Source organism: Streptomyces sp. NBC_00576 (assembly GCF_036345175.1).
Taxonomy (GTDB): Bacteria; Actinomycetota; Actinomycetes; order Streptomycetales; family Streptomycetaceae; genus Streptomyces.
In genome coordinates this window covers 353338-379460 of the sequence record NZ_CP107780.1, presented here as the reverse complement: position 1 = coordinate 379460, position 26123 = coordinate 353338, and the positions used below count along the sequence as shown (strand labels likewise).

Here is a 26123-nt window from a genome sequence, read left to right as displayed (position 1 = left end):
GCCACCGTGGATCACAGAGGAGTGCTGACCAAAGCCGAACTAGGCGACACTGCGGCCTACTTGACTCCGCACCTTCGGATCGCCACGCTCCGCGTGCGCCAGGGGGCGACGCGGGCATGACGCCGAAGCGGGGTGGGCAGTGGCGTGATGCCAGAAGGCGCAACCGTGGCGGACGGCTGTGGTTCAGGCCCCTGCTGCCACCGTTCCTGTCGAGGAATCGTCGGGCGGAACGGATGTCCCCGGCCTACCGAGGTATCACACGGTGATGATCTGCCACTGTTGCTGGGCTCCCCGGTTGTACGTCTCCTGCTTGATGCCGGCGCCGTTGGTGGTGGAGGCGCCGTCGACGTTGAGTGACAGTCCGCTGAGCCGGTTGGTGAGGTAGTAGTAGCCGTCACCGGTGGGCGTCACAGCCCAGTGCTGTTGGAAGACACTGTCGTCCGACCAGATGCCCACCAGGCCGCCGTCCACACGCGAGAGGCCGGCCACTTCCATGAGTTTGCCGCTGCTGACGCTCTTGATCTTGTAATAGCCGTCGCCGGTGGAGGCGAAGGTCCACTTCTGGTTGGGACTGTTCAGCCAGGGCCACTGGATGATGCTCGTGCCGTTGGCGGTCCGGTTCTCGTACACGTCGGCCACCTGGCCGCTGTTGCGGTTGACCAGGCGACAGACGGTTCCGTCACCCGGCAGGACGCGCGACACCAGGGCAGGCCTGGCGGTCCTGCCGCCTATCCTGACGGCGCCCACGTTGACGTATCCGCCGGTGCCGGCGGTGGCCTGGATCCGTACGAAGCCCACGTTCCTGGCGCTCCACTCGGCAACCTTGGTGACGCGGTCGCCGGCCCAGGAACCAGTGGCGGCCTGGGTGAAGGTCGTGCCGTCAGTGCTGGTGGAGATGGTGTACGAAGTGATGTCGCCGTCGGTGGAGTTGCTGCGGTTCCACTGCTTGGGCAGGTACTCCAGGGTGGAGACGTTGCTCCAGACCCCACCCAGGTCCATCGTGATCGAGTGGGGCAGGGACGGGGACAGTCCCCACGTCGACCAGCAGGTCTCGACGTCCTTGTCGCTCAACCCGTCGATCGCGTTCATCGGGCCCTCGCCGGTATGGAATCCGGTCGCGTAGGCGCTGACGGGTGTCACGGGGTGCTCGGCGCGTGGCATCTGCGTCGGCAGTGGTGCCCTGGAGGTGTTGGGGCTCCATGCCGCCCCGACTTCGGCGAGCCGGTTGACGACGTTGGTGTCCAGCCTGCCGTTGCGGTTGGGCGGGCAGTTGAGGATGAACGAGGTGTATTTCGGTTCCAGGTCAGCCAGGTGGGACAGGATCGACGCCTTGCTCATCAGGCCTTCGGTCGGCGTGGACGGATGCCAGAACCATCCGTTGCTGATCGTCTGCCCCTGCAGGGAGGCGTAGGTGTTTCCGGTCGGCGAGGTGATGCCCAACGGCTCCTCGAAGTAGATCGCGTCGCCGAGGAACGGTACCGACAGCCCACCGTGGTCGATCATGACGATGTCCGGCTGGAGCGATTTCACGTGCTCGCGGATCCGCTGGTAGGAGATGGCCTGTTGACCCATCTGCCACGCGTAGCCGTCGGTGATGAACATGTCGATGGTGCCGTAGTTGGTCAGCAGTTCGGTGATCTGGTTCAGCATGTAGGTGAGGTCACCGGGCTGGATCGTCTGGTCGGCGGCGACGCCGTGCCGGCTGTCGTACGCCTGCACGCTGTAGGTGCGGTCCCAGATCGAGTAGTACAGGCCCACCTTCAGGCCCTTGGCCCGGAACGCGTCGACGTACTGGGCGACGATGTCCTGCTTGTAGGAGCTGTTGGCGACGTTGTAGTTGTTGTACGCCGTCGGCCAGAGGCAGAAGCCGTCGTGGTGCTTGGTCGTCAGCACGCCGTAGCTCATCTTCGCCGCCGCGGCGGCGGCCGCCCACTGGGCACAGTCCACGGCCGTGGGGGCGAAGAGGGCGGGGTCGTGGTTCGGGGCGGCCCACTCCTCGTTGGTGTACGTGCCCATGTTGAAGTGGTTGAACATGCCGAACCGCATGTTCACCAGGTTGTTCAGGTTGGTCTGGGAGTCTGCGGCCGCCGCCTCGGACAGCAGGCCCGGGAAGGCGGGGACGACGGGCAGCACAGTCGCCGCGGCAGCGGCGCCGGCGGCCCCGAGCAGCGTACGGCGGGACAGGTTTCCTGGCGACATGCTCTCACTCTCGTTTCGTGGCTTCAGCGCCGTAGAACCGTTCCGAAGGAGCCGAATCCTTTCCGACTGCAGGGAAAGGGACAGCGCATGCCCACCGAAGTGCGCGAGCACGTCCTTGGTACGGAGGAGACACAGGTGCCGTGACACTCACGGGTCTCGGGCGCCAGGTGTTACGCATGAAGCTCGGGCATGTAACACCGGAATGTCAACGGGGTGGAGGGATGAAAAGCCGATCAGCGAGGTCTATTTGACTGCTTTGAGCCGTATATCGCCCATTCATTATTAGGTAGACATGGCATGTTTGCTCTCGCCTCCTGGTTCAACAGAGGCTCCAGGGCAACGGTTCGGCCCTGACGAGGCCGGTGTCATACGCCGTGATCACGACCTGGATGCGGTCGCGGGCCCCGACTTGGCGAGGACCCGGCCGACGTGCTTCCTCACCGTGGACCCGCTGAGGACGAGCCGTTCGGTGATCTCGGTGTTCGTCCAGCCTGGCCGATGGTAGGCGTCCAGGAGACGCCGGGTCAGGCCCGGGCCACGACGGCATCGCCGGTCACGATGAGGACGCGGGTACGGCCGCCGGGTTCGCGCCGGTGCGGATGTGCCGTCGGACAGCAGCGTGCCCGAGTCGTAGCGGTGGCCGAGTCCACACCGAGTCGGCTGCAGTCGTCGGCGTCGCTCGCGATCGCCTCAGCGACCTCTGCCCTTTTGGCATGACGGCGTCCCAGCCCCGTTCCTCGGACCGGTCGGCGCGAAGGCCGAGGAGCGGGCGGTCAGTCGTCGATCGCTCGTATCGGGTCGTCGGTCAGACTGGTGGCCAGCCACTGCTCCACAGCCGTGATGTGGACGGTCGCCGCGGAGGCGGCGAGCAGGGCGTCGCGTGACTGAAGCGCGCTGAGGATCTGCTCGTGGTCCTGGTGGGCGTTGCTGAGAGCTTGACTGGTCTGGCTGCCACGGACGATGCGGACCCGCTGGGTGCGGGTGGAGAGCACTTGCAGCAGCATCGACAGCACGGGGTTGCCGACGGCCTCGACGATCCTGAGGTGGAAGGCGGTGTCGTGGGCGACGAACTCCTCCACGGTGGTGACGGTCCGGGACCGGTCGAGGATGTTGCGCAGTTCCTGGAGGCTCTTCTCGTCCAGTAGCGCGGCGGCCAGCCCTGTCGCCTGGGGTTCGAGCAGTCGTCGTACCTGGAGCAACTGCAGAGCAGTGTGGCCCTGGGAGACGTCGGCGGCGAAGGTGAGGCTTTCCAGCAGGAGATGAGGCTCCAGGCTGGAGACGTATGTGCCGTCGCCCTGCCGGGTGATGAGGATTCGCATGGCGGTCAGCGCCCGGACGGCCTCGCGCAGCGAGTTCCGGGACAAGCCGAGCTGTCCGGCGAGGATCTCCTCCTTGGGCAGCCGGGAGCCGGGCGCGAGCTCGCCGGCGACGATCATCGCCTTGATCTTGTCGATCGCCTCGTCCGTCAGTGCCACGAGGGTGCCTCTCTGAGTGGGGGGACGTGCAGGCCGCCGGCAGCTCCGCCGGGCCTGGCTCGGGGCCGACGGAGCCGCCTGCGGTACGTGGTTACTCCTGCTTCTCGCCGGAGGCGAACCGGGAGATGATCAAGGCGACGATGATGATGGCCCCGTTGAGGAACTGGTTCCACAGCGGCGGTACGCCCGCCAGCGTCATGACGTTCACGACCAGTTGGAGCGTGAGTACGCCGGTGAGGGCACCGAACACGGAGCCCTTGCCGCCGTTGAGGCTGACCCCGCCGATCACGGTCGCGGCGAAGACCTGGAAGATCCAGCCGCTGCCCTGGGTGGCGGAGATGGAGCCGTAGTGGCCGCTGTAGAGGATGCCGGCGAACGCGGCGAGGACGCTGCCGAGGATGAGGACGATCCACACGATGCGGTCGACGCGGATGCCCGCGGTGCGGGCCGCGTCCGCGTTGCCGCCGATCGCGTACAGCGCCCGGCCGTGACGGAGCCAGGCCAGCGCGCTGCCTCCGATGGCGAAGAGCAGCGCGCACACCCAGATGGCGGCGGGTATGCCCAGCCAGGACGTCTTGCCCAGGTAGGTGAAGGAGGAGGGCAGCTCGACGATGGACTGGCCCTCGGAGAGGGCGACCTGCAGGCCGCGGAGCATGGTCAGGGCGCCGAGGGTGACGATGAATCCGTTGAGGCGCAGCTTGAGGATGAGGAAGCCGTTGACGGCACCGATCAACGCGCCGACCAGCAGACAGAGGGGGACCGCCGTCCACTCGGGAAAGAGGCCGAGCCCGTTGAACCGGCCGCCGCTGCTCGGCAGGACGAGCCACACGGCGATGACGGGAGCCACACCGATGGTGGACTCGAGCGACAGGTCCATCCGTCCGGCGATCAGGATGAAGGTCGTGGCGAGTACCAGCAGACTCAGTTCGGTGGACTGCTGGGCCACACCGATGAGGTTGTCGGCGGTCAGGAAGGCCGGCGAGACGATGAACCCGATCAGGCCGAGGACGAGAATCGCCGGGACCAGGGACAGTTCACGGAAACGCCCGAAGTCGACCCGGCGGCGCGCGGCGGCCGGCTCGGCCGTGCTCACTGCGGGCTCGGTGAGATCTGTGGTGGCGGACATGACTACCTTCCGTGCTCGTCTGCGCCGGTTGAGGCGGGTACGGCGGTTGCGGGGGACGCGGTTGTGGAGGCCGAGTCGCCGGTGACGCCCTCGATGGCGGCGACGACGATCTCGTCTTTCCAGCCACGGTCGAACTCGGCGACGACGCGTCCGTGGAACATGACGACGACCCGGTCACAGATCTTCAGGTCGTCCAGTTCGTCGGAGACGATCAGCGCGGCCTTGCCGCCGTCCGCGATCTGCCGGATACGGCCCAGGAGGAACTCCTTGGACTTGACGTCCACCCCGTTGGTGGGGCGGATGGCCACCAGGACATGCGGATCGGTGGCCAGGGCACGGGCGACGACCACTTTCTGCTGGTTGCCGCCCGAGAGGGCGGAGACCGGGGTGGCGGGTCCCGGGGTCTTGATGTCGAGGTCCCGGATCATGCGCCCGGCGAACGCCCTGGTGCGGGCGGGCAGCACCGTGCCGAAGGGACCGAGCTGGTCGGTGACGGTGAGCGTCGCGTTCTCCGCCACGCTGCGGTTGTTCACCAGCCCCTGGAGGTGGCGGTCCTCGGGGACCAGGCCGACTCCGACGGCGAGCGCGGACGGCACACTGCCGGTGCGCACGCTCTTGCCGCCGACGGTGATCCGGCCGTCCTTGGCGCGGTGCAGACCGGCGATCGTCTCACCCACCTGCACGTTGCCGCTGGCGGTGGCGCCGGCGAGCCCGACGACCTCGCCGGAACGGACCGAGAGGGAGATGTCCTCGCAGACGCCGGGCAGTGTCAGACCGTCGACGGCCAGCAGCTCCTCCGAAGGGGACGGCGAGGCCGAAGAACGCTCGACGGCGATCGTGGAGGCCGACTCGCCGGTCATGGCCTCCACCAGCGCCTGGTGGCCGAGTTCGGCGACGGGCGCGGTCAGGATGTGGGCCGCGTCGCGGTAGACGGTGACGGTGGTGCAGAGGTCGTACACCTCTTGGAGATGGTGCGAGATGAAGAGGAAGGCGACGCCCTGCCGTTGGAGGTCGCGGAGCTTGTCGAAGAGGCGGTTGATGCCGCGGGCGTCGAGCTTCGCGGTCGGCTCGTCGAGGATGATGAAGCGTGCGCCGAACGACAGGGCCCGTGCGATCTCGACGAACTGCCGCTGCTCGACGGTGAGGTTCCTGGCCCGCGCGCTCGCGTCGACGGCCACGCCGTACTCGCCGAGCAGTTCCTCGGCACGTCGGCGCAGTTGCTTCCACCGGATGGGCTGCGCCGCCCCGGCGCTCTGCCGGTTCAGGAAGAGGTTCTCGGCGACGGTCAGGTCACCGATGATGGTGGAGCGCTGGTAGACGCAGGCCACGCGGGAGCGCCAGGCGTCGATGTCGCCGACGGCGGGCGCCGGCTCGCCGGCGAAACGCAGGTTTCCGGTGTCGGGTTGCTGGAGGCCGGTGAGGATGGACACGAGCGTCGACTTGCCGGCGCCGTTGCGTCCGACCAGGGCATGCGCCTCGCCAGGGGCGACGGTGATACGGGCGTCGCGCAGCGCGACGGTCGCGCCGAATCGTTTGCTGATGCCGGTCGCCTCGGCCACAGGGGCCGCAGGGCCGGGTCCGGTCGCCGGGGCGGTCGCGGTGTCCGCCATGGTGGATACCGTCCTTCGTGTACGGAGGCTGGAGCCGAGGGGCGCGGGCGGGATGCCCGCGCCGGCGGGCGGGCGTCGGGGGACGCGGGGGCTGTGCGTCTCCCGACGCGACGGGCGGGAAGTGCGGTCATCAGCCGACGTTGTTGCCCCACAGCGTCTTGTCGTCGACGTTGTCCTTGGTGACCAGCGGGGCGGGCAGCTGGTCTTCGAGACCGTTGGCCAGCTTGATGATGGTGGAGTCGTGGTCGGTCTTTCCCGGCTCGAAGGTCTTGCCCTCGGCTGCGGCCTTGGCGTAGTACAGCGCGTACTTGGCGTACAGGTCGGCCGGCTGGGAGACGGTGGCGTCGATCTGGCCCTTGCGGATGGCGTCGAACTCCTGCGGGATGCCGTCGTTGGAGATGATCGAGATGTGCCCCTTCTGCCCGGCGGGCTTGAGCAGGCCCTTCTGCTCGAGGAGGGCCAGGGTCGGCTGCAGGAAGACACCTCCGGCCTGCATGTAGATGCCGTTCAGGTCGGGGTGCTGGGCGAGCAGGCTCTGCAGCTTGGCGGAGGCCACGTCGCCCTTCCAGTCGGTGGGCAGCTCGAACACCTGGATCTTCGGGAACTTCTCCTTCATACAGGCGGCGAAGGCCTCGGAGCGGTCCCGCCCGTTGATGGAGTCCAGGGCGCCCTGGAACTCGGCGACCTTGCCCTTGCCGCCCAGCTGCTCGCCGAGGAACTCGCAGGCCTTGGTGCCGTAAGCCTTGTTGTCGGCGCGCACCACCATGTACACGTCGCCCTTGTCGGGCCGGGTGTCGACGCTGACCACGGGGATCTTCTTCGACGCGAGGGTGTCGAGGGTGGAGGCGACGGCCCCGGTGTCCTGCGGGGCCATGACCACGGCCTTGGCCCCGGTGTTCTGGAACACCTGCACGTTGGCGACCAGCTTGGTGACGTCGTTCTGCGAGTTGCTGATCGGCAGCGCCTTGATGCCGTCGGACTTGATGTCCTTGTCGATGTACTGCGCGTAGGAGTTCCAGAAGTCGGAGTCGGAGCGCGGCAGGTCGATCCCGATGGCCGGCTTGTCACCGCCCGAGGCTGCCGAGTCGGTGCTTTCGCGGTTGCACGCGGTGGCGAGGGCCAGTACCGCGAGGACGGCGGTGGCGGCTGCGGCGGTGGATCGGGTGCGAGCGAGCTTCATGGCCTTGTTCTCTCCTTAGCCAGGGGCACGGGGCCGCAGGGCGGTGGTGGGAGGGCGTACCTGCCTGCGGGGGAGGTGGCGAGGTCGCCGGACGGGCGGTTGCCGATCCGGCGCGGAACGCGTGGATCGAGCCCTGAGGGACGGAAGTGAGGGTCAGCCGGGGACCGAGATTGCGGAGGCGGAGCGACCGCATGGATGCGAGCCGAACGGGCGCTGGATGGTGCATCCATTCCTCCGATGTATCCCGGACGTCCAGGACGTTACGACGACGTTGCTGACATTGACAAGGGTTAGCGGCGAGAGATTTGCGGGACAGCATGCCGAAGGGCGTCGATACGTCGTCCCGAGCTCGGTTCTGTGCGCTGACATGGCATGTGACCTGCGGATTTTCCGTCTTCGTGCACGACGGGCGATGTGTTGCGGCAGCTCACAATTCGACAACGGGGTCGCCTGGGGCGGTGGGAGCGGGGCAGTGACGGGCCCCCGGAGGGGCCGAATTTCCCCTCGGGCAGGCCGGTGGCATGCCTGCCGGCCTCGCTCTCACTGGAGGAGGAGGCCCTGTGACTCTCTCCGGATTCATCGGATGGTGGCTCGCGTGTCGGCCTTGTGGCTATGTATAACCAGGGCGAATCCGGCCTTCTGGGCGCTCGGCCGGCAACATCGAAAAAATACATCCGAGGAATCCATTGTCAGGCGCGATCTCCGGATCTAGGGTCACTGTGCCGCCATACACCCGATGACTGGCCATGTGGATGAGCGAAACCCGTCTGCAGGTCCGGCCCGGCGCACCGCAGGCGGCCCAGCCCTACGGCCGGCCACCACTCAGACGAAACCCGCATGGCAAAGGGAGCCCCAGTGAAACTGCTACGAGTCGGAGACCCCGGACAGGAGCGGCCCGCCGTCCGTACCGACGACGGCCGGCTGCTGGACCTGTCCTCCGTGACCCCGGACATCGACGGCGTCTTCCTCGCCTCCGGAGGAGTGGACCGGGCCCGCGCGGCCGTGACGGCGGGAGAGCTGACCGAGCTCGACCAGGACGGCCTGCGGATCGGCGCACCCGTGACGCGCCCCGGCAAGGTCATCTGTGTCGGGTTGAACTACCGTGACCACGCCGCCGAGACAGGCGCCGCGATCCCGCCCCGCCCCGTGGTCTTCATGAAGGATCCCGGCACAGTCGTCGGCCCGTACGACGAGGTGCTGATCCCGCGAGGCTCCGTGAAGACCGACTGGGAGGTCGAGCTGGCGGTCGTCATCGGACGCCGGGCCCGCTACCTCGAAGGACCCCAGGCCGCGCGGGCCGTGATCGCGGGCTATGCGATCAGCCACGACGTCTCGGAGCGCGAGTTCCAGCTGGAGTACTCCTCGCAGTGGGACCTGGGCAAGTCCTGCGAGACCTTCAACCCGCTCGGTCCGTGGCTCGTCACCGCGGACGAGGCCGGCGACCCGCAGAACCTCGGCCTGCATCTGAGCGTCAACGGCGTGAAGCGGCAGGACGGCCATACCAGCAACATGATCTTCTCGGTCGATCACATCGTGTCGTACCTGAGCCAGTACATGGTTCTGGAACCGGGAGACGTGATCAACACCGGTACGCCCGCGGGTGTGGCTCTGGGTCTTCCCGGCAACCCCTTCCTGCGCTCCGGCGACACCGTCGAGCTTTCCGTCGACGGCCTCGGCAGCCAGCGCCAGACCTTCGCCCAAGCGTGAAAGGCAGCACCGTCTTGACTACCACCTCCGCCCGGATCACCGCCGTCGACACCTACGACGTCCGCTTCCCCACCTCGCGGGAACTGGACGGCTCCGACGCGATGAACCCGGACCCCGACTACTCCGCCGCCTATGTCGTGCTGCGCACCGACGCCGGTGACGGCCACGAGGGCCACGGCTTCACCTTCACCATCGGCCGCGGCAACGATGTCCAGGTCGCCGCCATCGGCGCCCTGCGGCCCCATCTCGTGGGCCGCTCGGTGGAAGAGCTGTGCACCGACCCGGGCTCGGTCAGCCGCGACCTGATCGGGGACAGCCAGCTGCGCTGGCTCGGCCCCGAGAAGGGCGTGATGCACATGGCGATCGGCGCCGTGGTCAACGCCGTGTGGGACCTCGCCGCCAAGCGCGCCGGGCAGCCGCTGTGGCAGCTGCTCGCCCACGCCTCGCCGGAGTGGCTGGTGTCCCAGGTCGACTTCCGGTACATCGCCGACGCCCTCACCCCCGAGGAGGCCCTGGGGCTGCTGCGCGAGGGCCGGACGGGGCTCGCGGAACGTGAGGCGGCTCTGCTGGAGCGCGGCTACCCGGGTTACACCACCTCTCCGGGCTGGCTCGGCTACTCCGACGACAAGCTCACCCGGCTGGCCAAGCAGGCCGTCGCCGACGGCTTCACCCAGATCAAGCTCAAGGTCGGCGCCGACCTGCACGACGACATCCGCCGGCTGCGCACCGCCCGCGAGGCGGTCGGGGCCGGCATCCGCATCGCCATCGACGCCAACCAGCGCTGGAACGTGGACGAGGCGATCGAATGGACCAACGCGCTCGCCGAGTTCGCCCCGTACTGGATCGAGGAGCCCACCAGCCCCGACGACATCCTCGGACACGCCTCCGTGCGTCGGGCGGTCGCCCCGGTGAAGGTCGCCACCGGCGAGCACGTGCAGAACCGCATCGTCTTCAAGCAGCTCCTCCAGGCCGACGCCATCGATGTGCTCCAGATCGACGCGGCCCGGGTCGGCGGGGTCAACGAGAACCTCGCGATCCTGCTCCTCGCCGCGAAGTTCGGGGTGCCGGTGTGCCCGCACGCCGGTGGCGTGGGCCTGTGCGAACTGGTGCAGCACCTGTCGATGTTCGACTACCTGGCGCTGTCCGGCACGACCGAGAACCGCGTCATCGAGTTCGTCGACCACCTCCACGAGCACTTCATCGCCCCCGTGGTGATGCGTGACGGCCACTACACCGCGCCGCTCGCGCCAGGTTTCTCCGCCACCATGCGGGAGGAGTCCATCGCCGAATACCGTTACCCGGACGGCATGTTCTGGGTCGCCGACCGCGCCGATCAGGAGGACGTGGCATGACCGGTCTGTCAGGGCTCAGGGCCGTCGTCACCGGAGGAGCTTCCGGTATCGGGCTCGCCACGGCCCGCGCACTGGCGGCGCAGGGCGCGGCCGTGGCCGTCCTCGACCTTGATCCCGCCGGTGCGACCGAACCGCTGCTCGGCCTCAAGGCCGACGTCACGGACGACGCCTCGGTGCGCGCCGCCGTGGAACAGGCCGCCGAGCGGCTCGGGGGCCTGGACATCCTCGTGAACAACGCCGGCATCGGCGCGGTGGGCACCGTCGAGGACAACCCGGACGAGCAGTGGCACCGGGTCCTGGACGTCAACGTCCTCGGCATGGTGCGCACGACCCGTGCCGCCCTGCCCCATCTGCGGCGCTCGTCCCACGCGGCGGTCGTCAACACCTGCTCGATAGGCGCTACCGCGGGCCTGCCGCAGCGTGCCCTGTACTGCGCCAGCAAGGGCGCGGTCCTCTCACTGACCCTCGCCATGGCCGCCGACCACGTCCGCGAGGGCATCCGCGTCAACTGCGTCAACCCCGGCACCGCCGACACCCCCTGGGTCGGCCGGCTCCTCGACGCCGCTGACGACCCCGAGGCCGAGCGCGCCGCCCTCAACGCCCGCCAGCCCCTGGGGCGCCTGGTCACCGCCGACGAGGTGGCGGCCGCCATCGTCTACCTGGCGAGTCCCGCCGCGGCGTCCGTCACCGGCACCGCGCTCGCGGTGGACGGCGGGATGCAGGGGCTGCGGCTTCGCCCGGTGGAGCGGTCGTGAGAACCACCGTGCTGGGCGGCAGTGCGGTACCGGTCTCGGAACTGGCGCTGGGCTGTGCCGCCCTCGGGAACCTTTTCGACCCGGTCGCCGACGAGGTCGCCCACGCCACGGTGGAGGCGGCCTGGGACGCCGGCGTCCGCACCTTCGACACCGCGCCCCACTACGGTCTCGGCCTGTCGGAACGGCGGCTCGGCGCCGCGCTGCGCCATCGCCCGCGGGACACCTACACCCTCTCCACCAAGGTGGGCCGGCTTCTCGTGCCGGACCCGGAGGGCGGCGCAGGCGACGACCTCGCCAACGGCTTCGCCGTCCCGGCCACCCACCGCAGGGTCTGGGACTTCAGCGCCGACGGAGTACTGCGCTCCCTGGAGGCCAGCCTGGAACGCCTCGGCCTCGACCGCGTCGACGTGGCCCTGCTGCACGACCCCGACGACCACGCCGACCAGGCGTTGCGCGAGGCGTACCCGGCGCTGGAGCGGCTGCGCGCCGAAGGCGTGATCGGAGCGATCGGCGTCGGGATGAACCAGTCCGCCCTGCCCGCCCGGTTCCTGCGCGAGACGGACATCGACGTGGTGCTGCTGGCCGGCCGCTACACCCTCCTGGAGCAGGACTCGCTCGCCGAACTGCTCCCGGAGGCGGCCGCCCGCGGCCGGAGCGTGATCATCGGCGGGGTGTTCAACTCCGGGCTGCTGACGGCCCCCCGGCCCGGCGCCACGTACGACTACGCACCCGTTCCGCAGCCGGTCCTCGACCGGGCGCTGCGGCTCCTCGCGGTCTGCGAACGCCACGACGTGCCGCTGCGGGCCGCCGCGCTGCGCTTCCCGTTCGGCCATTCGGCGGTCGCGAGCGTCCTGACCGGCGCGCGCTCCCCCCAGGAGGTGCGGGACACGGTGGAGCAGCTGCGGCGCCCGATTCCGGACGCCCTGTGGGACGAGCTGCGCGCCGAGGGCCTGCTGGACCCGGACACGCCTGTTCCGTAGTCACCCTGATCGGGGAAACCATGCCGATCGGGGAAGCCATGCCGTCGAAGGAGCCGTCATGAAGGTTGCCCTGCACACCAGGGTCCGCGCGGACCGCATCGAGGAGTACGAGGCCGCACACCGGGAGGTGCCCGAGGAACTCACCGCCGCGATCCGCGCCGCGGGGGTGAGTGAGTGGACGATCTGGCGCAGCGGCACGGACCTGTTCCATGTGCTGGAGGTCGAGGACTACCAGGCGATGATCGCCGAACTCGACAAGCTGCCCGTCAACATCGCCTGGCAGGCCCGGATGGCCGACCTGCTCGATGTCGTCCACGACTACTCCGCGCAGGGCGCGGACGCCTCGCTGCCGGTGGTGTGGGAACTGTGACCGGTGCGGAGGCCGGGCCTGGCATCGTCGACGCCCACCACCATGTGTGGGACCTGTCCGTCCGCGACCAGGACTGGATCAGCGGGGACGAACTCGCGCCGCTACGACGCGACTTCACCCTCGCCGACCTGGCACCGGAGGCCCGTGCGGCCGGTGTGACCGCCACGGTGCTGGTGCAGACGATCACCGTGCCGGAGGAGACCCCGGAGTTCCTGGCCCTGGCCGCCGACAGCGACCTGGTCGCCGGGGTCGTCGGCTGGACCGACCTGACCGCCCCCGATATCTCCGACACCCTCGCGAAGCTGCGCGCGGGCCATGGAGGAGAGCACCTGGTGGGCATCCGTCACCAGGTTCAGGGCGAGCCGGACCCGCGCTGGCTCGTACGCCCCGACGTACTGCGCGGCCTCTCCGCGCTCGCCGACGCGGGACTCGTCCACGACCTCGTGGTGAAGCCCCACCAACTTGCGGCGGCGGTCGAGGCCGCGGAGCGCCTGCCGGGCCTCACCTTCGTCCTCGACCACCTGGGCAAGCCGCCCATCGCGTCCGGCGAACTCGGCCCCTGGGCACAGCAGATCCGGCGCCTCGCCGCCCTCCCCAACACCGTCTGCAAACTCTCCGGCATGGTCACCGAAGCCGACTGGGACTCGTGGACCGTCGCGGCCCTCGCGCCGTACGCAGACACCGTGCTCGACGCCTTCGGCCCAAGGCGGCTGATGTTCGGCTCCGACTGGCCGGTCTGCCGGCTCGCCGCCACGTACGCCGAAGTGATCGACGTCGCACGCGAGTTGACGTCCGGGCTAGGCCCGGACGAGCGCCACGACATCTTCACCGGCACGGCCGTGCGGACCTACGACCTGCCCGTCACCGCACGACCGGACCCGCCCCAGGCAAGCCCAAGCGCATAGCCCTCTTCCGGGTCAGGGGCGGCGGGTCCTGCCCCTGCTTCCGGACCGGCACATCTGTGTGGTCCGGGCGGACGGCACCGTGCCCTTTTTCAGTTGTGGGCACCTTCGATATACATCCCATGTCATGTTTCCTCGAACTTGAGCGACCGGGTCTTGAACAGGGATTTCACGAATTCCCTGTCGTAGCTCTGGACGCGGAGTGCGGCTGTGTCTGTTAATACATCCGATGTCCCTGGGGGCTGGTTGAGCTCCGGCGGACACGAGCCGCCGTACTCCGCCGTCGTGCGGTGTCGCGGACCAGCAGTTGCCGACACCCTGTGTCCTTCACCGTTCAGGAGCCGCACGATGTCCTCCGCTCCCCTCAGCCGGCGCGCCGTCCTCAAGGCCGCAACCCTCGCCGGCGGTACCGTGGCGTTCGGTCTGCCGCAGGCCCTGTGGCCCGCCACGGCCGAGGCCTACGACGTCTCCTCGAAGCTGGACTGGTGGTACCAGGCCCGGTTCGGGATGTTCATCCACTTCGGGTCCTACTCCTACTACAGCAAAGGAGAGTGGGAGTTCAGCCAGAACCACTGGTCCAAGGCCGACTGGCAGAACAACGTGACCAAGCAGTTCAACCCGTCCAGCTTCAATGCCGCCCAGATCGCCGAACTGGCCAAGAACGCCGGCATGAAGTACCTCGTGATCACCTCCAAGCACCACGAGGGCTACGCGATGTGGGACTCCGACGTCGCGGGCTTCACCGACACCACCGGCACCAAGCAGTACAACCTGCACGACTACAACGGCTTCCAGCCCGACCTGCTGGCCCAGTTGAAGACCGAGTGCACGAACCGGGGCGTCAAGTTCGGGCTCTACTACTCGATCATGGACTGGAACCACCCCTCGCAGACCTGTGATCCCGCCAACTGGACCTCCACCATCTCCGCGGCGGCCCGCACCGGCTACATCAACGACATGAAGGGCCAACTGCAGGAACTGCTGGACCGCTACGACCCGGCCATCCTGTGGTTCGACGGCGACTGGTGCGACTGGTGGACCAAGGCCGACGGCGAGGACCTGTACGGCTGGCTGATGCAGCGCAAGCCCGGCCTCGTCGTCAACGAACGTGTCAAGCGGGACCAGGGTCTCGGTGACTTCGTCACCCCGGAGCAGACGGTTCCCGCCGAGCCGATGGACCGGCCGTGGGAGACCTGCGCCACCATGAACGGCAACTGGGGCTACACCGACTGGGCGGAGAACCTCTACCGTCCCGTCAAGGACATCATCCGGGAGATGGTCACCGTCACCTCCCGGGACGGCAACTACCTGCTCAACATCGGCCCCAAGGGCGATGGTGCCGTGACCGCCGGATCCGTCACCATTTTGAACGGCCTGGCATCGTGGATGGCCACCCACAGCGACAGCATCCACGGCACCAGCGGCAGCCCCTTCGCCACCGAGCCGTCCTGGGGCAAGATCACCAAGAAGAACGGCAAGCTCTTCGCCCATGTCTTCAACTGGCCCACGGGCGGCACCCTGCAGATTCCGGCGGTGTACAACACGATCAACCGCGTCTATCTGATGAACAACCCCGGCACCAACCTCAACTACTCGGTCAGCGGCGGGACGATCAACGTCAGTGTGCTGGGCACAGCGCCCAACGGGAACGACTCCGTGGTCTGTGTGGAGGTGAACGGCATGCCGGCCGTCCTGGCAGGCGGCGTCTACCGGCTGGTCTGCGCCCAGAGCGGCAAGGCTCTCGACAACGGCAACACCGGCACCGACGGCGCCGCGGTCATCCAGTGGACCGCCAACGGTGGCACGCCGCAGCAGTGGACGGTTACCGACCAGGGCCACGGCTACTACAAGCTGGTCTGCGTCCGCAGCGGCAAGGCCCTCGACGACAACAACAGCACCTCCGACAGCACGGTGATGGTGCAGCGGACCGACAACGGCAGTCATCAGCAGCAGTGGGCCGTCAGCGCGCTGGGCGGCGGCGCGTTCCGGCTCGTCAACCGACACAGCGGAAAGGCGTTGGACAACGCCAACAACGGCGCGGACTGGACCCAGATGATCCAGTGGACCCCCAACGGCGGCGCCCCGCAGCAGTGGAACATGACCAAGGTCGGCTGAGCGGCCCCGGGGTGGCGCGCCCTGGGCCCGCCACCCCGGCACAGGGCACCGCGCGAGAGTCGTTCTGCCCGTCCCAGCATTACCCGCATCGAACCCGCGCTGCCCGGCCGGAAGATCGGCGGCAACCTTTTCGCTACCTGTGGCCACTGAGTAGTGCAACGCCGAACACGCTCTCCCGAACGGATGAAAATGCAAGAGACACGCCAGGCAGCGCGGCAGCGCAGGAGCAGACGCCGGCTGATGGTGGGCAGCGCCGCGGGGTTTGCCGTCACAGGTCTTCTCGTCGGCCTGGTCATGACGATGCAATCTGACGGCACGGAGAATGCCGGGTCGGCCCCGGCCACGGCCGTCGCCAACGCGCAGGAGACCGTGCCGCCGACGTCGCCGACGCCCTCCGCAGCCTCCCCGTCCGCGGCCTCGGCCTCCCCGTCCGCCGCGTCCGCGTCCCCGTCGCCCAGCGCTGCGACCCCGTCGGCCGGCGCCAAGACCCCGAAGGCTGCCGCGATCCCGTCGGTGGCGCCGTCATCGGCCTCTCCGCGGACGGCTCCGGCCACGTCGTCCCTGGCCGGACGGATTCGACCCAACGGCACGTATCAGGGAGTCGCCACGGTCTACCAGGCCGGAGTAGGGGACGGTGCCTGCTCGTACGGCCCGAGCGACGACATGATGATCGCGGCCATGAACACCACCGACTACGAGACGTCCGCTGCCTGCGGGGCGTACGTGCTCGTCCGCACGGCGAACGGCGCTTCCGTCACGGTCAAGATCACCAACGAATGCCCACTGCCCTGTGCCCCAGGACAACTCGACCTGAGCGAACAGGCCTTCGCCAAACTGGTCCCCGTCTCGACCGGTCGGATCGCGATCACCTGGAGCCTGTTGAGCTCCGACAAGGTGGGCACGATCTCGATCCGCTACAAGAACGGGTCCAGCCCCTACTGGTGCGGCATTCAGGCGATGGGCCATCGCAACCCGCTCGCTCGGCTGGAGGTCCGCAGCGGCAGCGGCTGGCGTCAGCTGGCCCGCACCGACTACAACTACTTCCTCTCTCCCGACGGCAGCGGGTGCGGCGGCGCGATAAGGATCACCGACATCTACGGAGAACGGCTGACCATCAACGGTGTGGCCCTGCGCCCGGACGTCGTGCAGTCGACAGGGGTCCAGTTCGCACGGCACTGACCCCGCCGCCCACAGCGGGCTCCTCCGAACGGAACGCCCGGCGCACCCCACTGTGGGCTCACGGCTCTGTGGGGAATGCGCCGACACGCGGCGGCGGGCACGGACGCCGGTTGGAGCCCTCCGGGGGCCGCCGGTCGCCGTGCAGGAGTCAGGCGGGCCCCGGAAGGTGAATTGTGGGTCAGACGGTGGTGCAGGCAGTGCCGTTCAGGTTGAAGGCGGTGGGCTTGGCGAAGGCGCCGCTGGAGGCGCCCTGGAACCCGAAGGTCGCCTGGCCGTCGGCCGCCATGTCTACGTTGTGGGACACGTTGCTCGCTGCGACCGCGTTCTGAGGAACCGGACAGGTTCGCGCCGCTGGCCGGACACTGGTTCGCCGCCTGGTTCGAGCAGTTGACGCGGAACGCCTACCCGCCGCTGTCGTGACCTGCTGAGGGGATGCGTGACCGCCGGGGTCGGTCCCGCTCGGCAGGGCCGAGGGACGGATCCCGGAGGATCCCGCGCGACCGCGGTCGAGTACACGCCGACGGACGGTCCGAGTGGGGCTGTCGACGCGCCCACGACATTGCCGCGCTCGCCGCTGCGGCGGGCTCTGAGCTGGTGGTGTCCGTCGGTGGCTGTTCATGGGGCCAGAGCCCAGAAGTGCCGGTCACGACAGGCGGCGCGCGTTGAACACCGGCACCGCCGAGGCTGCCTTCAACTCCTCGACTGTCGGCGTCTTTGTAGAGGGAGTGCCCGATGTACGGCGTTGTCGTGAGGTTGTTGGGGTTCCTCGAACACTCCGCTCTTCGTCCCCACGCGGGTCCGCCTGATAGCCGCCAGAAGGACGGCGACGCGGTACAGGCGGGGTGCAGACACAGGAAGAGGTTACGTGGGGCGTGACTTCGATACGCCCACTGGGCTGACCGGGCAGAGGAGACAAACGCGGGAAGGCGGAAGAGCCGCCAACCGGGCCAGGCTTTCGGGCGGGTCCGGCATGGCTGCGGGCTGACGGTGCTGTGCGCCTGGATGCTGGTGCTCGGACTAGGCAGGAGAGAGCGCGTGGTTGATCCCAGCCCGCAAGGAGCCCGGAGCACGGCATCCACCGGCGGGGGCCGTGATGCTCCCGGTCAGGCGGGGGTCATCGGCATTGGCCTCGCTGCCGTGCTGACGTTCGCGCTCACGCAGGGTTCGTGGCAGTGGTTCGCCACGTACATCGGGGCGACGCTTCTTGCGGTGATCTTCTCCTTCTACCGATTGCCGACGTGGACGTCCGGCCTCCGGTCCACGTACATGCGGAATCTGACGGCGTATTCGCTGGTCGTCGGGCTGTGCGCAGCGATTGCGGTGGCTCCCATGCTGCAGCGCTGGGCGTGGCTGTTTCCGATGCCAGGCACCCGTGACAGGTGCCCCGCGCTGGGTACCTACGAGAGCATCCGAACGGAGGCAGCGCTGGCTAACCTGGCTGGTCGTGACGCTGCAGCCTTGGCTCAGGCACAGGACATCCACAGCCATGACGCGGTTGCCGACTGCCTGTCCGCCACTACGACCCTGTGGCTGCCGGTCTACGCGGCCGGAGGGGCCGTAGTGGTGGGGCTGGGCGTGTGGTCCATCGATCGGGTCCGGGTGAGGAACGAGTCGGCCGAGGCAGGCCGAAGGCCTTCCCGGCAGGCCTGAGCTTTCGCGTTCGCAGGCGGGCTTGTCGAATAGTTCGAGCCGGGCGATCTGCTCAGCTCCTATGCCGTGATGGCCTCCCTGAACGTCATCGCCGGACACGCCGGACACGAACTCACCACAGGAGGCCGCACCCGGGACCCGCAGCACATTGGGTCGGTACCTGCGACCGCTCAGTCCGTAGGCAGCCCACCACAGGCATGAGCGCCTTGATCGGGCCAGTTGGGCAGCTGTCCCGACGGTGATCTCCGGGAACACGGCCTCTCTCTGCGTGCGTGCATCGCACGGGTCTGCCGGTAGACCTCCTAGCCTGACTCCCTGGTCTCCACCGGCGCCTCGGCGCGGCCTCGACCGGAGTCCCCCGGCCAAGGCCGACACGAACGTGTTCGCCAACAACTACAAGACCCTGAGGCGCTTGGCCTACCTGGACCAACCTGGCGCGCTCGGGTCCGGAAGCCCCCTACCTGATCAGGTACACGCCGCGTGGATCGTCGCGCGGAACACGGTTCGCAGGCCCCGTCGGTGTGATCAGTTCGTCGATCCACCAGTGTTCGCCGTCGGAGGGCCGGGGGTAGGTGATGCCGAGCGGCGCAGTGCCGGCCAGGCGGCCGCGCGCTCGGTGTCGCGCTGCACGGCCAGGTGCCGGTCGTTGTCGGCAAGACCGGAGTGTCGCGCTCCTTCTGTTCCCGCGCCTCTCCGGCGGACCGGCTACCTGCAGTACAAGCCGACGATGTCACGCACGGCCCGCCGCCCAGCAGTCAGGCCCCCACCATCCGCGTACCGCATAACACCGGCATACCGCAGGGATCACCCAACGTCACCACCCGAAGGCAACCCGAAAAGGTCAGTAACTGTTCACGGAAGGTCACTGTCATGAAGAACGAGCGGGAATTCTTTTCACCGGACGCTGTGCAGTGGTGCACCGGGCCGCAGTCTGGGACCGCCGAGAGGATTCTGAGCAGGGACGATGCTGATCCGGGGGTGCTGACCCGGCTGGTGCGCTGGGAGCCAGGGCTCGACACCTCGCTCTCCGGGGTGATCCGGCACGAGTGGGTCGAGGAGGTCTATCTGCTCGAAGGCGACCTGCATGACCTGACCCTGGATCAGACGTTCCGTGCCGGAGACTTCGCTGCCCGGCCCCCGGGCATGGAACACGGCCCGTACCGGACAACCGGAGGCTGCGTGATGTTGGAGATCCGCTACCGGCCGTAGAGCGTGTGCCGAGTCCGCGTCGCATTGCGGGCAACTCGAAGGTAACGGCCTCGTCGCTCCTGTCCTGGAGCCTTCGGCCAACACCTCTCGTATCAGGGCCAGTTGGAGTTGCGCACACCAGGCAGCATGAAGCCCCGGCTGGACGGGGGAGACCAGCCGGGGCGGTAGGTGGTGGCGTGCGGAGGGCGGTCGCCTCGCGGCGGTGGGCTCCATGGGGCTTCAGCCGGACGATCGTCCCCATGGGCTGTAGGTGAGGCCCGGGGACGCTGTCCCCTCCGCAGCCACATACAGATGAACCGTCAACCACCCCTGGATGTTCCACCGTTGGCACCACGAGCGTGTGAGCTGGGGCACCCCGAGGGGCCACGAACTCGGTCGTCGATCTTGAGGCCGCCGAGGCCCGATCTCATTGGGCGTGGTGCAGCCAGCGCTGGAGGGTGTTGTTGACGTCTGCCGGCAGGGCGCTGAGCTGGTCGATGACGGCACGGTCTCCGGGCATCGGGGGGATGCCGGCGACGGTGAGTGCCGCGTTCAGGGCGAGGCGTTGCTCGTCGTGGGGGCTGAGGACGTAGTTGAGGCGGTCGGCGGGGTTGGGCGGCGGCAGGAAGTAGTCGAGGTCATCGCAAGGCTCGGCAAAAGTTGGCCAGGCATTGTCACCGGGATGTGCGGCGTACGGGTCGACGACGGCGCACGTGCTGAGGCTCTCGTTGCTCCAGGGGGTCATTTCTGTCTCCTCGCCGGTGAATTGCGGATTACAGGTCCAGAGGTCCGCAAGGGTCGCTTCGGTTGCGGCCGCTGCCGTATGTCACGCTGACGGCGTCATCGGCTGCTGATCACCTGGTGTGACCAGCAGATGGCAGCCGGCGCCGCACTTCGGCGATATCCGGCGCGGTATCGGTGACGGAGAGTCACCCATGAGTGTGGTTGCGACCGCGGTGACGGTGCCGTCGTGAGCGGTGGTGATGCGATGGCCGGGCCGAGGCCGGAGCCGCCGGCGTCGCGGGTGCGGGCGTCGTCGAGGCGGGTGAAGCGCTCGAAGACGCGCTGGTGAAGCACCCAGCCAGGCTTGTGGGCACAGCCCCCTCGGCAAGTCTGTGAAACGATCACGTTCCGGTACCCCAGGCTGAGTCTTTGCTCAGCCGCCCTCGGAAGTACGGCGGGAGGTGGCGGGGCGCTTTGCTGGTGCCGCGTCAGGGCATAGGGGCCATCGGGCCTGTTGAGCCAGCCCCGGGCGATGAGTACACGGAGGCACGGATGATGACCACTTCTTCAGCGGGCGACAGCGAGATACCGGACCGTGAGGCCGTGGCCGGCGCGAGCAGGCCCTCGAAGCCGCGATGCGCGCGGTGCGCAGGGCGAAGGAAGCCGAGACGCAGGAGACGCGCGGGGAGAACCTGCTGAGGCGCACCCTGTTCGGGGCGGGAGACGTGGCGTTCCTGTGCGGCGACGCTGACGGCATGGCCGAGTTGCACCGCGGGCAGAAGCAGTTGCGTACCTGAGGTCGGCGGAGGCCGCCGACTGGACGACGGCGCTGACCACGATCACGGTCAGCGTCGCCCTGATCCCGTTCATCCAGGCCCTCGTGGGCCACGCCGCGCAGGACGCCCATGACGTGGCCAGAAATGTGCTGCGCAGGATGGTGCGCCGGCGTAGGCATCCTGATGCCGTCCTCGCCGAACCTGGTCAACGCATCCTCGTCGCCCGGGACTTCAGCCGCGAACTGGCACTGCACATCCCCACGGAAGCCACCGACGAGGCCCTCGAGGCACTGGCCGGGCTCGATTTCCCCGCACCCACGCCGAACATCAATACGGCCAACACCGCAAGCGAGATGGCGCGCTCTGCCACGACCACCGCCTTGCGGGCCGCCGCCCGCGAGTTGGAGCTTTACGACACGGGCGACGTCGTCGGGCGGACGAGGTGTTCGCCCCGGATCTGATCGACCGCAATGCCGCTACCGACGCCGCCTCGACGCGGCGCACTCGTTCCAGAGGGCCAGTCCGGGAAAGCCATGCCGGCGGATCCAGACCGAGCGCGCCTTGAGGCGGAGCGGAAATACGGTCCCATGCCGTTGTCCGTGCTTCGCGCTGCTGTCGGCACAACCATCCGGCGGGGCGAAGGGTCTCATAGTGAGCAAACAAGAACGGGGGGCGAACGTGCAGGACCCACGCAGCACCCCCGTAGACAACGGGGAGCAGTCATGAAGACAGGCATGTACCTCAAGATCGCGATCGTCGCGGCGCTCACGGCAGCTACGGTGACCGTCGCCCCAGCCGCAGTCTCAGCGGCGGACAGTGCGGCTCCTGCCGCGTCGGCCCCGGGTCAGGCCCCGGCCTGGCGTACCTCGCTGGCGGGGACGCTCTCGAACAACTCCGCGCTCTTCGACATCGCGTCGGTCGGTCCGGACGCCGCCTGGGCGGTCGGAGCCCAGTACGTCGATGGCGTCGGCCAGGGCGTCATCCTGCGCTGGAACGGCAGATCCTGGCAGCAGCAGTCCACCCCCGGCGTGCCGGAGACCGGCGTGTGGCACGCCGTGGACGGGGTGTCCGCGCACGACGTCTGGGCGTACGGCTGGGACCAGCAGGGCGAGACCCTGGGCCATTTCGACGGCAAGCGGTGGACGCAGACGCCGCTGCCTGAGGAGAAGGGCTACGGCTTCGCGAAGCTCGCCGCGGTCCCCGGTAAAGCCTGGCTGGTGAGCGGCACCGCGATCAACTCCTACGCCCACGGCGTCTGGCAGAGCACACCCCTCCCCAGCGGCGTCTTCATCAACGCCATCGAAGCGCGGACCGCTCACGATGCCTGGGCGGTCGGGCAGTTCGCGCATGCCGGCCAGCCGGGCCGGTCCGTGCTCCTGCACTGGGACGGCCGTTCGTGGACCGACACCGCGCCGGCCGGCAGCGATCTCGGGATCACGGCCGTGTACCAGGAGTCCGCCCGCAGCGTCTGGGTCACCGCTTTCACCCCGTACGTCGAGGACGAACCGCAGCAGACGAAGGTGCTCCACTGGAACGGCCGCACATGGCGCGACGTCACCGGGCCGGTCGGCGGGCTGTGGGCCAAGGCCATCACCGGCGACGGCAAGGGCACCGTCTGGGTCTCGGGCGACCCCTACGGCTACGAGGGCACCGCCCTCTACTGGCGCCTGCGCGACGGCAGATGGACCTCCGTCGAGGGTGACGCCGTCCCCGGCGGCCAAACCCAGGCGTACGACATCGAGGCCCTCGCGCCCACCGGCCGCACCGGACAGTTCTGGTCCGTCGGCCTCTATGGACTGATCACCGGAGAGTCCACCTCCGCCCAGTACGAGCTGATCCAGCGTTCGACTCGCTGAACCGTCCCTGCCACAGGGCGGCGGGAGTCGGCGAAGCGGCCTCGGCGGCGTCACGGGTGGCTTCGAACGAGTGTCCTTGTTCCGCGGGAATCCGCCGTTCCGAGGCGGCTTGGTCATTGCGACATCCCTGAGGACTGGTGTTGCAACGACCTATGGAACCCAAGCTATGGGGGGCGGCTCCTTCCATTCCCGGTCCCCGGGTCAGCGACCGGTGAGGACGCCGTGGGTGCCGAAGCGCCGCCCCACGATGTGGCGGGCCCCGCGGACCCGTTCCGGGGCCCGGCAGCTACGTCGCGCGTCCGGGTCTCAAGGTGAGATCGAGGACGCTCTCCAGTCGCGCACCGGACTCGCTTGACACGCGGACCTTCCGGAAGATGCGGCCGGTGAGGGCGAACAGTTCGCGCGGTCGATTCCCCTAGGGTCTGGTGGCAGGGTTCGCCGGGCACGACGGCCATACGACCTGCGCCTGCGAGCCCGAACCGACCGAGGAGAAGACGGGGTCGCCGCCCTTGGTCAGGCGATCACGCCTCCGCGATGACCCAGGCCTTCAGCCGGTCATAGTCGGCAACCGCGTCCGGCACGTGATCGAAGCAGTCCTCCCAGAAACCCGGTCGCTGCCACTCCCGGGGGCGCCAGGATCAGCTAACCCTCCTTCAGCCAGAGGACCAACAAGTCGGCATCCGATCGGACACGATCTGAACATCTCTGCGTCCCAGGTGCCCGGGACCTCCGGGCCCCAAGCCCGAGCACTGTCCGGTCGGCCGGGCTCAGTACCATCCACGGGTGTCCTGGATACGACGTCATACGCGCAAAGAGGAGCAGTCGGCGAAGCGGCTGCCCGACCTGGAGTTCCTCGCCCTGGTCAGGGCCGGGCTCGAAGAGTTCGCGCCCGGAGTGACGCAGGGCGCCCAACTCAAGGGCAACTCGTTGATCAGCCCGCATGGTTGGGCCGTGGCCGTAGCCCCGCCGCACCACGGGGGCGGCCACCACTACGACCTCGTCGCGCTGCCGGACGTCGGTCTCCAGCCGGACGTACCATGCTTCATGGACTGCGTCGTGTCGATGTCCGCTGATCCGCAGGACGCGGCGAACACGTGGGTGCAGACAGCGGGCGCCTGCCTGCTGGAACTCCTCGACCGCCGCGATCACTTCGCGGACCACGCGGGCCCCGACGACGAGCGCGGCGTGCCCGGCTGGCACGTGATCACGTCGGGTGCGGTCGGTCTCGGAAGCGACGCCGACGAGAACCGGCGGCTGCAGGGCGCGCTGCTGGAAGCGAACGTGCTGCACCAGATCGCGGGCTCGTTCACTGCGGACCTGGAATCGCCCTTCTTCAACGGCGTCAAGGTCTTCTACGGCGGTCGCCCAGGCGCAATGCAGGCCGAGATCTGCGTCAACGGTGAGCGCCACGAGGCCGCTTCGGCAGCGATGACGGCGCTCGGACTACCCGAGCCAACGACATTCACGGCAGTGCGGTTCTACGCGCTGCTGCTTCCGGTATCGGCGGGCGGCCGCGAGCCGAGCTACCCGACGGCCCGGCTCGATCTCGTTCCTGCCTCGGTGCAAGCCAACGCCCACACCCACGGCGCCGTCTGCGACTGCGGCGGCCACCTCGACCCGGAGCACCCCGGCTTCGACCTAGCCCTGCCCCACCTGGTCGCCGAGCTCTCAGAGGAGGAGCGCGGGCGCCGCGTTAAGTCTGACACGGGCGCGATCATCATCGCAGAGGGCGTCGGCAACTTCCTCAAGGTCCGCCTCCCGATCCGTCTGGACGATGGAAGCACGGTGGTCTACCTCGCCTGGGTCTACCTCCAGGCTGCCGTGATCGACGACTTCGTGGAGCGGGTCCGCAACGACAACCTGGCCGGCCACTGCTTCGAGGGCCTGCTGTGCAACGCCATCGGCCCTTGGGGCGAGGACGTCCTGCGCGCCCCCGTCGTCCTCGGCGGCCAACGGATCAACGAGGACGGCTCGGTCCGCCGCAGCGAGGTTCTGGAGTCCAGCGACCCCCTGCTCAGCAAGGTGTTGACCGAGACCTGGCCCGCTGCCTTCGTCATAGGCGACCGCTTTCCCCGCTCGCCGTCAAGCTGAGGTGCTGGCAGGGGAAGCGGGCCCGAGGGCGCGGAGCTCGACCGAGTAGGACTGGCGTTGGGCGCTTGACAGGCACGAGCAAACGCCCGCCGTGCAACCGGTCGTGTGAAGTGCAGAGAAGCGTCTTCGTCTCCTGCGGTCAGGAGGCTTTCCCTCGAAGGCCACGTCCGCGCTCTCAGAGTGCTGGGCGGTTATGTCGGTGACAACTCTTCCTCGATCGAGGAGCACTCGACCTGCCTCATGCCCTGGTCGAGTGGGGCACGATGCTCATCGTCACCCGCGAGGGTGACCGTCGCTGCAAACTCCCGCCGCACCAACATGCGCTGGTCGGCCCGGTGTACCTGCGCAAGCACGACACACTCGCCCAGATCACCGCCGGCTTCGGCATCTCGGCGGGCACTGCCCACGCCTACACCACCTCGGTGATCAGCCTGCTCGCAGAACGTGCACCCGGGCTGCTCAGGACGCTGCGCGAGACCGATTCCGACTATGTCCTGCTCGACGGCACTCTCACGGAATGCGACTGGGCCGGCGACGGACGGGCCGACTACTCCCACAAACACCGGCGCCACGGAATGAACGTGCAACGGGTGACCGATCGGGATGGCCGACTGCTGTGGATCTCACCCGCACTGCCCGGCCGTGCCCACGACTTGACCGCGGCACGCACTCACCGGATCATCCGAATCTGCGAACGCCAGGGCATCCCCATCCTCGCCGACCGCGCCTACATGGGTGCTGGCCCGTGAGTGACGACGCCCCTCAGACGCCCGCCGGGCCGTGGCCTCACGCCACCCCAACTCCGTAGGTCCCGCTGCAGCCCGAATCGAATGACGTCAATCGCCGCCGCCATCCTCACCATGCAGCGTCAGCACTGAAAAGCCTCATT

The 26123-nt window shown here is 68.5% G+C and carries 21 protein-coding genes and 3 pseudogenes; 15 read left to right on the top strand and 9 right to left on the bottom strand.

Annotated features, from left to right (window positions below):
- Positions 1-255 precede the first annotated feature (255 nt).
- The 6 genes and pseudogenes from OG734_RS01625 to OG734_RS01600 all read right to left on the bottom strand — a co-directional run bounded on the left by OG734_RS01625 (position 256) and on the right by OG734_RS01600 (position 7590).
- A complete protein-coding gene (locus OG734_RS01625) occupies positions 256-2199 on the bottom strand; it encodes an alpha-L-fucosidase (RefSeq protein WP_330285648.1) in 1944 nt (647 codons plus the stop codon).
- 319 nt (positions 2200-2518) lie between these two features.
- Positions 2519-2691, bottom strand: a pseudogene (locus OG734_RS01620) (response regulator transcription factor); the annotation flags it as partial.
- A 281-nt stretch (positions 2692-2972) separates the two neighbouring features.
- On the bottom strand, positions 2973-3674 hold the full coding sequence (locus tag OG734_RS01615; RefSeq protein ID WP_330285647.1) for a FadR/GntR family transcriptional regulator: 702 nt from the start codon (positions 3672-3674) through the stop codon (positions 2973-2975).
- A gap of 91 nt (positions 3675-3765) precedes the next feature.
- A complete protein-coding gene (locus tag OG734_RS01610; RefSeq protein ID WP_330285646.1) occupies positions 3766-4800 on the bottom strand; it encodes an ABC transporter permease in 1035 nt (344 codons plus the stop codon).
- 2 nt (positions 4801-4802) lie between these two features.
- A complete protein-coding gene (locus OG734_RS01605) occupies positions 4803-6410 on the bottom strand; it encodes a sugar ABC transporter ATP-binding protein (protein ID WP_330285645.1) in 1608 nt (535 codons plus the stop codon).
- 130 nt (positions 6411-6540) lie between these two features.
- Complete coding sequence (locus OG734_RS01600; protein WP_330285644.1) at positions 6541-7590, bottom strand: sugar ABC transporter substrate-binding protein; 1050 nt, start codon at positions 7588-7590, stop codon at positions 6541-6543.
- Between the two features lie 855 nt (positions 7591-8445).
- Between OG734_RS01600 and OG734_RS01595 the strand changes: the two genes are divergently transcribed.
- The 8 genes from OG734_RS01595 (at position 8446) to OG734_RS01560 (ending at position 16950) form a co-directional block, all read left to right on the top strand.
- Positions 8446-9297: a fumarylacetoacetate hydrolase family protein gene (locus OG734_RS01595; protein WP_330285643.1), complete on the top strand. Its 852-nt coding sequence runs from the start codon at positions 8446-8448 to the stop codon at positions 9295-9297.
- Positions 9298-9311: 14 nt separating this feature from the next.
- Positions 9312-10649, top strand: coding sequence for an L-fuconate dehydratase (locus OG734_RS01590; RefSeq protein ID WP_330285642.1), 1338 nt, complete (start codon positions 9312-9314; stop codon positions 10647-10649).
- Positions 10646-11404, top strand: a complete 759-nt coding sequence (locus OG734_RS01585) for an SDR family NAD(P)-dependent oxidoreductase (RefSeq protein ID WP_330285641.1) — start codon at positions 10646-10648, stop codon at positions 11402-11404. Before OG734_RS01590 ends, OG734_RS01585 begins: the two co-directional genes overlap by 4 nt.
- Positions 11401-12384 (top strand): aldo/keto reductase, encoded by a 984-nt coding sequence (locus tag OG734_RS01580; RefSeq protein ID WP_330285640.1) that lies wholly within the window; start codon positions 11401-11403, stop codon positions 12382-12384. The genes OG734_RS01585 and OG734_RS01580 overlap by 4 nt, the downstream gene beginning before the upstream one ends.
- A 58-nt stretch (positions 12385-12442) precedes the next feature.
- On the top strand, positions 12443-12754 hold the full coding sequence (locus OG734_RS01575; RefSeq protein WP_330285639.1) for an L-rhamnose mutarotase: 312 nt from the start codon (positions 12443-12445) through the stop codon (positions 12752-12754).
- Positions 12751-13659 (top strand): amidohydrolase family protein, encoded by a 909-nt coding sequence (locus OG734_RS01570; protein ID WP_330285638.1) that lies wholly within the window; start codon positions 12751-12753, stop codon positions 13657-13659. The genes OG734_RS01575 and OG734_RS01570 overlap by 4 nt, the downstream gene beginning before the upstream one ends.
- A 345-nt stretch (positions 13660-14004) precedes the next feature.
- Positions 14005-15771, top strand: coding sequence for an alpha-L-fucosidase (locus OG734_RS01565; protein WP_330285637.1), 1767 nt, complete (start codon positions 14005-14007; stop codon positions 15769-15771).
- Positions 15772-16065: 294 nt separating this feature from the next.
- The gene (locus OG734_RS01560; protein WP_330285636.1) at positions 16066-16950 is read left to right on the top strand and encodes an expansin EXLX1 family cellulose-binding protein; all 885 of its coding nucleotides are present in this window, start codon (positions 16066-16068) and stop codon (positions 16948-16950) included.
- Between the two features lie 178 nt (positions 16951-17128).
- Here the strand turns inward: OG734_RS01560 and OG734_RS01555 are convergent, their stop codons facing one another.
- On the bottom strand, positions 17129-17254 hold the full coding sequence (locus OG734_RS01555; RefSeq protein ID WP_330285635.1) for a cellulose binding domain-containing protein: 126 nt from the start codon (positions 17252-17254) through the stop codon (positions 17129-17131).
- Between the two features lie 731 nt (positions 17255-17985).
- On the opposite strand from OG734_RS01555, the gene OG734_RS01550 reads away from it, so the two are divergent.
- Complete coding sequence (locus OG734_RS01550) at positions 17986-18600, top strand: hypothetical protein (protein ID WP_330285634.1); 615 nt, start codon at positions 17986-17988, stop codon at positions 18598-18600.
- An 870-nt stretch (positions 18601-19470) separates the two neighbouring features.
- Positions 19471-19809 (top strand): cupin domain-containing protein, encoded by a 339-nt coding sequence (locus OG734_RS01545; protein ID WP_330285633.1) that lies wholly within the window; start codon positions 19471-19473, stop codon positions 19807-19809.
- 406 nt (positions 19810-20215) lie between these two features.
- Here OG734_RS01545 and OG734_RS01540 read toward each other — a convergent pair whose 3' ends face one another.
- Positions 20216-20533, bottom strand: a complete 318-nt coding sequence (locus OG734_RS01540; RefSeq protein WP_330285632.1) for a hypothetical protein — start codon at positions 20531-20533, stop codon at positions 20216-20218.
- Between the two features lie 95 nt (positions 20534-20628).
- Positions 20629-20856 (bottom strand): annotated as a pseudogene (locus OG734_RS47835) (hypothetical protein); the annotation flags it as partial.
- Between the two features lie 290 nt (positions 20857-21146).
- Between OG734_RS47835 and OG734_RS01535 the strand changes: the two are divergent.
- The 5 genes and pseudogenes from OG734_RS01535 to OG734_RS01515 all read left to right on the top strand — a co-directional run bounded on the left by OG734_RS01535 (position 21147) and on the right by OG734_RS01515 (position 26112).
- The gene (locus OG734_RS01535) at positions 21147-21308 is read left to right on the top strand and encodes a hypothetical protein (RefSeq protein ID WP_330285631.1); all 162 of its coding nucleotides are present in this window, start codon (positions 21147-21149) and stop codon (positions 21306-21308) included.
- Positions 21309-21391: 83 nt separating this feature from the next.
- Positions 21392-21748 carry a hypothetical protein gene (locus tag OG734_RS01530; RefSeq protein WP_330285630.1) on the top strand — a complete coding sequence of 119 codons (357 nt, stop codon included), beginning with the start codon at positions 21392-21394 and terminating at the stop codon, positions 21746-21748.
- Positions 21749-22009: 261 nt separating this feature from the next.
- Positions 22010-23143 (top strand): hypothetical protein, encoded by a 1134-nt coding sequence (locus OG734_RS01525; RefSeq protein ID WP_330285629.1) that lies wholly within the window; start codon positions 22010-22012, stop codon positions 23141-23143.
- A gap of 783 nt (positions 23144-23926) precedes the next feature.
- Positions 23927-25234 carry a DUF6348 family protein gene (locus tag OG734_RS01520; protein WP_330285628.1) on the top strand — a complete coding sequence of 436 codons (1308 nt, stop codon included), beginning with the start codon at positions 23927-23929 and terminating at the stop codon, positions 25232-25234.
- Between the two features lie 263 nt (positions 25235-25497).
- Positions 25498-26112, top strand: a pseudogene (locus tag OG734_RS01515) (transposase family protein).
- The last annotated feature ends 11 nt before the right edge of the window (positions 26113-26123 follow it).